The following is a 5,610-nucleotide window of genomic DNA, read 5'->3' as shown; positions in this document are numbered from 1 at the left end:
GCACCATTATTATTAGATGAATTAAAATCTAGGGTTCTGTTGTTTTGAGTCATTTCAAAATGATCGTTTCCTCGCTGGATTTTAATTCCTTGTCCATCTCTAGCGGTAGAAATATGTAATAATTGATCTGGATTATTTTCTCCTACACCTACGTTACCGTTAGTCTTAACTCGCATTCTTTCCACTGTATTAGTGGCCACCACTAGATCCTCATCATCCCAGGTGCCTAAAAAATGCTGGCCACTATTAGTCCCAGCATCTGTACCTAAATTCCCTGTAGTTTTCCAGAAGAAATTGGGATCAGGATTAGTGGTGTTATTATTACCGTTATTAGTGTCCAGCGGTTGCCATAATGAACCATTCCAAAAATAAAAGCCTTTACCAGAGAGTATATTTGTATTATAAACTAGTAAGCTTTCTTCCATATCACCTGTCACTGGCGCTGCGGTATTTAAATCTTCAATATCAATTCTCGGGATTAAAATCCCTTTATTGCCAGCAGCACTTTTTATATCAAGCAACGATCCGCTTGAAGGTGCTGAGGTGCCTATGCCTACTTGTGCAACAATGGTAGAGCAGTAAAAAAATAGAATTGTAAAAAGTTTCATGTAGTTAATTTGCACGATCTACGTTTACAAAGCAGAGTCAGTTGTTAAGGATAAGTTAACTATTTCGTTTTAGGCATTGAACATAACAATAGAATGTAGTAGATTTGAACATGCTATCACGTAAAACTAAATATGGTATTAAAGCGCTTACCTATCTAGCGCGATTAGAACATAAGGTTCCTACACCTATTGCTACAATTGCTGACTCTGAAAATATTCCGCATAAATTTCTGGAAGCCATTCTCTTAGAGTTAAGAAAAAATAGTATCTTAGGAAGTAGAAAAGGTAAAGGTGGTGGCTATTATTTAATGCAAGAACCCAAAAAAATACGCATGTCTACAGTACATCGCATTTTAGAAGGTCCTATAGGTATGTTACCATGCGTGAGTCTTAACTGTTATGAAAAATGTGAAGACTGTGCTGATGAAGATACCTGTGCAGTGAACAAATTAATGATTCAAGTGAGAGATAATACGCTTGAGGTTTTAGAAAGTCAGACTTTAGAAGATTTATCTTAAAGCTATAACTTTAATTAACGTTCTTATAGTGAGGTAAATAAGCGACTGTAAGTAATTAAAATTAAAATTACTCAATTAATCCTATGGGGCTTGTAGGGTTTAAATAAAGTAATTATATTTGTACCGTTAAGTTTTAACGAATAGTTTTGGATAGGTCACCCAATGCGAGTTGTTTACAATATCAAGATGGGCTGTTTTCTTATTATAACATCTCGCGGTTGGCCGTTCAAAAACAAATTCTTCTACTATTTCTTTAAGGAATTTCAATTTCCACTTGAGTAAAAGCCTCTTTAAAAACATTTATATTATATTTTTCTTAAGTAATAGATGACTTAAATCATTTGTTTACCAGTCTTTTCATAACGACCTTTGCATAATGCTAATTTGTTAGCTTTAAAGTTGCTATGACACAAGATATGATTACTACAGATATACTAATTATAGGTGCTGGACCTACAGGATTATTTACCGTATTTGAAGCTGGATTACTAAAACTCAAGTGCCATATTATAGATGCACTTGCACAACCTGGTGGGCAATGCTCAGAATTATACCCTAAAAAACCCATCTATGATATTCCAGGCTTTCCAGAGGTTCTCGCTGGCGACCTTGTAGACAACTTGATGAAGCAAATTGAACCTTTTCAGCCAGGTTTTACATTAGGTGAGCGCGCTCAAACTATCGATAAACAAGAAGACGGTTCTTTTATAGTAACAACAAGTAAAGGAACAAAACACCATGCAAAGGTAGTTGCTATAGCTGGTGGATTAGGTTCTTTTGAACCGCGCAAACCTGCTATAGAAGGAATTGAAAAGTATGAAGACAAAGGTCTTGTATACATGATTAAAGATCCAGAAGTCTATAGAGATAAAAAGGTGGTAATTGCAGGTGGAGGAGACTCTGCCTTAGACTGGTCTATTTTCTTAGCCGATGTTGCCGCTGAGGTTACCTTAGTTCATAGAAGAGAAGAATTCCGTGGTGCCTTAGACAGCGTAGAAAAAGTACAAGACCTTGTAGATGAAAATAAAATACGATTAGTTACTCCAGCTGAAATCCTAGATATCAAAGGAGAAGATAAAGTAGAGTCTGTTTTATTACAGCACAATGACGAGGCTAAGAGAATGGAAGTAATAGAGTGCGATGCTTTTATTCCGCTATTCGGCCTGGCTCCTAAATTAGGTCCTATAGCAGATTGGGGTCTGGAAATTGAAAAAAATGCTATCAAAGTAGATAATACTTTAGACTACCAGACTAACATTCCTGGAATTTATGCCATAGGAGACGTTAACACATATCCAGGTAAATTAAAACTGATACTTTGCGGCTTTCATGAAGCGACTTTGATGTGTCAAAGCGCTTACCAGCGCATTTTTCCAGATAAACGTTATGTAATGAAGTACACCACTGTAGGAGGCATAAACGGTTTTGACGGTTCACGTAAAGAGGCAGAAAAAGCAGTTGTTAAAAAAATAGGAAACCACTAACATGGAAGATATAAACATCACCATAATTGATCGTGAGGGAAAAGAGCATAAAGTTCTAGCACCTACAGACATGAACATGAACCTTATGGAGGTTTGTAAATCTTATGATTTGCCAGTTCAAGCGGTTTGCGGTGGTATGGCGATGTGTGCTACTTGCCAGTGCTATATTATAAGTGACCACGATCTAGGAGAACGCAATGATGATGAGCAGGCAATGCTTTGGGAAGCAAGTTATGTTAAAGATAATTCGCGACTAGGTTGTCAAATACCCATTACCGAAGACCTTAATGGACTAGTCATAGAACTAGCTCCAGAAGATTAATTACTTTGCATTTCTTTAAGTCGTAAAACCTACCGGCATTCGATGCTACTTTCATCAAATCTGGATTTAAAACGATTTTTATTACTTTAAACGATAAATTTCTTAATTTAATTGAGATCGCAGCCTGACTATTATATTTTTCATTGTAGTTTAGTCACTATGGTTAAAAGTATTTTAGGGGTATTTTTTATTCTCGCTTTCGCGAAAGCGGTTACCGCACAAACTACAGAAGCATTTCCAAAAGTGGCAACACTGGACGCCTCCTTTTTGTATGGTTCTATTTTAGAACACAATCCAGATATCGCACACTTAATTACAGATCACCCTACGGGAATTTTACTGAGTTACAATCGTAAAACCTTTGGAGAAGAAGAGTGGCAATCTAGATTTGGATTTCCAGATTGGGGCTTTAGCGCTGCTTATCAAGATATGAAAACCTACGAGTTAGGTGAGGCTTTCAGTGCTTATGCGCATTATAATTTTCATTTTTTTAATCGTAATTTTCAATTGAGAATAGGGCAAGGACTTGCATATGTGACAAAGCCTTTTGATGAAATTGAAAATCCTCGAAACAATGCTTATGGTTCTACGATTACAAGTACTACTTACCTCAATGCGGTTTACAGAAAAGAGAATATTACAAAAGGATTAGGTTTTCACGCTGGTGCAACCATTATTCATTATTCTAATGCAAACGTGAGAGCACCCAACAATTCTACAAACACCTGGTTTTTTCAAGCCGGATTAAATTACACGTTGAATAAAGACAATATACCGGAGTTTAAGATCTGGGAGAAAAGAAAATATTCTGAGCCTATTCATTACAACTTTGTTGCTAGAATAGGTTTTAATGAGAGCGATTATCGTGGCAGTGGTCAGTTTCCCTTCTATAATTTTTCATTTTATGCTGATAAAAGGATCAATATTAAAAGTAGCCTGAATGCAGGAACAGAAGTTTTTATAAGTGAGTTTCTAAAAGAATATAGGGATTACCAGGCTAACAGTTTTCCAGAAGAAGGAATTACAGGTGATGAAAATTATCAACGAGTAGGTGTTTTTATAGGTCACGAATTGCATTTGGGTAAAACCAGTGTTTTAACACAATTTGGTTATTATGTGTATTGGCCTATACCATTTGAATCTCGTATTTATAATAGAATGGGATTACAAAGAAGACTAACAGATCATGTTTTTGCAAGTTTAACGCTCAAATCTCATGGCGCTGCGGCCGAAGGTGTGAGTCTAGGAATAGGATATAGATTATGAAGATGAATTATAAATTTACTAAAGCATTTTACTGGTCGTCATTACTATTGATACTGTTTGTTACCTCTTGTGATTCAGAAGATGGTTTGAATTGCACTCAAGCTGCTGGTGACTTTATCGAACAAGAGTTTCAAGTGGAGCCTTTTGATAAGATCTTAGTTTTTGAACGTTTAAAGTTGACCGTAAAAGATGGACCAATTCAAAAAGTGGTCATAAAAACTGGAGAGAATCTTTTAAATGATGTGGATGTTACTGTAAATGATGGTAGACTTGAAGTCGTTAATAATAATGGTTGCAATCTTGTTAGAGATTATGGTATCACTGAGGTGGTTGTCACGTCGCCTAATATTACTGAGATCAGATCCAGTACTGGTGAAGACGTGCGATCAGAAGGTGTTTTAAGCTGGAATAATCTCACATTACTTTCTAATGACGGTCCAGAAGAAGATTTTTACCATTCCACTGGCGATTTTAGATTACAACTGGTAGTTCAAAACCTTACTATTAATACTAATAAGCTAAGCAATTTTTATCTTTCAGGATCTGTAGAAAATGCCGATTTCAATTGGGATGAAGGGGATGGAAGGTTGATTGCAAATGATCTTATTATTCAAAATGCGCAGATATTTCATCGTGGCACAGCTTCCTGGAATATGGATGTTAGACAGAATATATCTGGTAACATCAATGGTTATGGTGATGTAATTTTAAAATCAAGACCTGTAACAGTGGATGTGCAAGAAACCTGGCAAGGTAGATTGATTATTGAAAACTAGAAAGAATTTATTGTTCTCGCTTTCGCGAAAGCGGAAATAAAAAAACACCTCAATTAGTAGAAATTGAGGTGCTTTCTATTCTAGGTGAATTTTATTATTTCAATACGATAGGAAGCTCTGTTCTATATTTTCCCCATCCAGTTTTAAGATGCACTGTGTTATCATTGTTAGGAGAATACATGGTAATGCTTAATTGCTCCACTCTATCTTTTACGATTTTTACTGGAACAGAAACCGTTACTACATCTAGTTCAGGTTTATGAGAATAATTTCCCCATCCATCATTTTCTGAATTTATATGAAAGGTCCATTCTGTTTCTGTAGGTGTAACTACTATGGAATAACGCCCAGCTTTAACAAGTGTATCGCCTATTAGAGCATCTTGCATTAATAGAAGTTCTGTGCTTTCATTTGCACCTAGTCTCCATGGTTTACCGTATTGAGTTATTCCGTCTTTGCGGTCTTCAGTTGTTCTAAATAAATTACGATCCTTTAAGGAAGGTCTACTGTATAAGACTCTGACTTTAGGCTCACTAACACCTTTTTTAAATGCTCGTTTTGCAGCATCTGCTGGGAAGAATGCAGCATCCATCGGGCTTTTATCTATAGGACTAAATTCTTGTGCAAAAAGCGATG

Annotated in this window: 6 protein-coding genes and 1 pseudogene; 5 read left to right on the top strand and 2 right to left on the bottom strand. The window is 36.1% G+C overall.

All coding sequences use genetic code 11. The annotated features are described in order from the left end of the window. Positions 1–608: pseudogene (locus tag A9Q93_RS11790) on the bottom strand (hypothetical protein); the annotation flags it as partial. Between the two features lie 110 nt (positions 609–718). On the opposite strand from A9Q93_RS11790, the gene A9Q93_RS11785 reads away from it, so the two are divergent. The 5 genes from A9Q93_RS11785 to A9Q93_RS11765 all read left to right on the top strand — a co-directional run bounded on the left by A9Q93_RS11785 (position 719) and on the right by A9Q93_RS11765 (position 4,974). Further along, positions 719–1,126: an Rrf2 family transcriptional regulator gene (locus A9Q93_RS11785; protein ID WP_303687607.1), complete on the top strand. Its 408-nt coding sequence runs from the start codon at positions 719–721 to the stop codon at positions 1,124–1,126. 416 nt (positions 1,127–1,542) lie between these two features. Further along, positions 1,543–2,610: an NAD(P)/FAD-dependent oxidoreductase gene (locus A9Q93_RS11780; protein ID WP_303687608.1), complete on the top strand. Its 1,068-nt coding sequence runs from the start codon at positions 1,543–1,545 to the stop codon at positions 2,608–2,610. Between the two features lies 1 nt (position 2,611). After that, complete coding sequence (locus tag A9Q93_RS11775; RefSeq protein WP_303687606.1) at positions 2,612–2,932, top strand: 2Fe-2S iron-sulfur cluster-binding protein; 321 nt, start codon at positions 2,612–2,614, stop codon at positions 2,930–2,932. A 159-nt stretch (positions 2,933–3,091) separates the two neighbouring features. Then, positions 3,092–4,198 carry an acyloxyacyl hydrolase gene (locus A9Q93_RS11770; RefSeq protein ID WP_303687605.1) on the top strand — a complete coding sequence of 369 codons (1,107 nt, stop codon included), beginning with the start codon at positions 3,092–3,094 and terminating at the stop codon, positions 4,196–4,198. Positions 4,199–4,200: 2 nt separating this feature from the next. After that, positions 4,201–4,974, top strand: coding sequence for a head GIN domain-containing protein (locus tag A9Q93_RS11765; protein ID WP_303687604.1), 774 nt, complete (start codon positions 4,201–4,203; stop codon positions 4,972–4,974). 94 nt (positions 4,975–5,068) lie between these two features. Here A9Q93_RS11765 and A9Q93_RS11760 read toward each other — a convergent pair. After that, positions 5,069–5,610: DUF2911 domain-containing protein (locus A9Q93_RS11760; RefSeq protein ID WP_303687603.1), on the bottom strand; the 542-nt coding region annotated here is incomplete at its 5' end.

This window comes from Nonlabens dokdonensis (assembly GCF_002162835.1).
Classification (GTDB): Bacteria; Bacteroidota; Bacteroidia; order Flavobacteriales; family Flavobacteriaceae; genus Nonlabens; species Nonlabens dokdonensis_B.
This window is presented reverse-complemented; position numbering and strand designations above follow the sequence as displayed.

Bases quoted from the DNA above. Each gene is read 5' to 3' on its own strand.
- A9Q93_RS11785 (WP_303687607.1), top strand. From the start codon at position 719: ATGCTATCACGTAAAACTAAATATGGTATTAAAGCGCTTACCTATCTA.
- A9Q93_RS11780 (WP_303687608.1), top strand. From the start codon at position 1,543: ATGATTACTACAGATATACTAATTATAGGTGCTGGACCTACAGGATTA.
- A9Q93_RS11775 (WP_303687606.1), top strand. From the start codon at position 2,612: ATGGAAGATATAAACATCACCATAATTGATCGTGAGGGAAAAGAGCAT.
- A9Q93_RS11770 (WP_303687605.1), top strand. From the start codon at position 3,092: ATGGTTAAAAGTATTTTAGGGGTATTTTTTATTCTCGCTTTCGCGAAA.
- A9Q93_RS11765 (WP_303687604.1), top strand. From the start codon at position 4,201: ATGAATTATAAATTTACTAAAGCATTTTACTGGTCGTCATTACTATTG.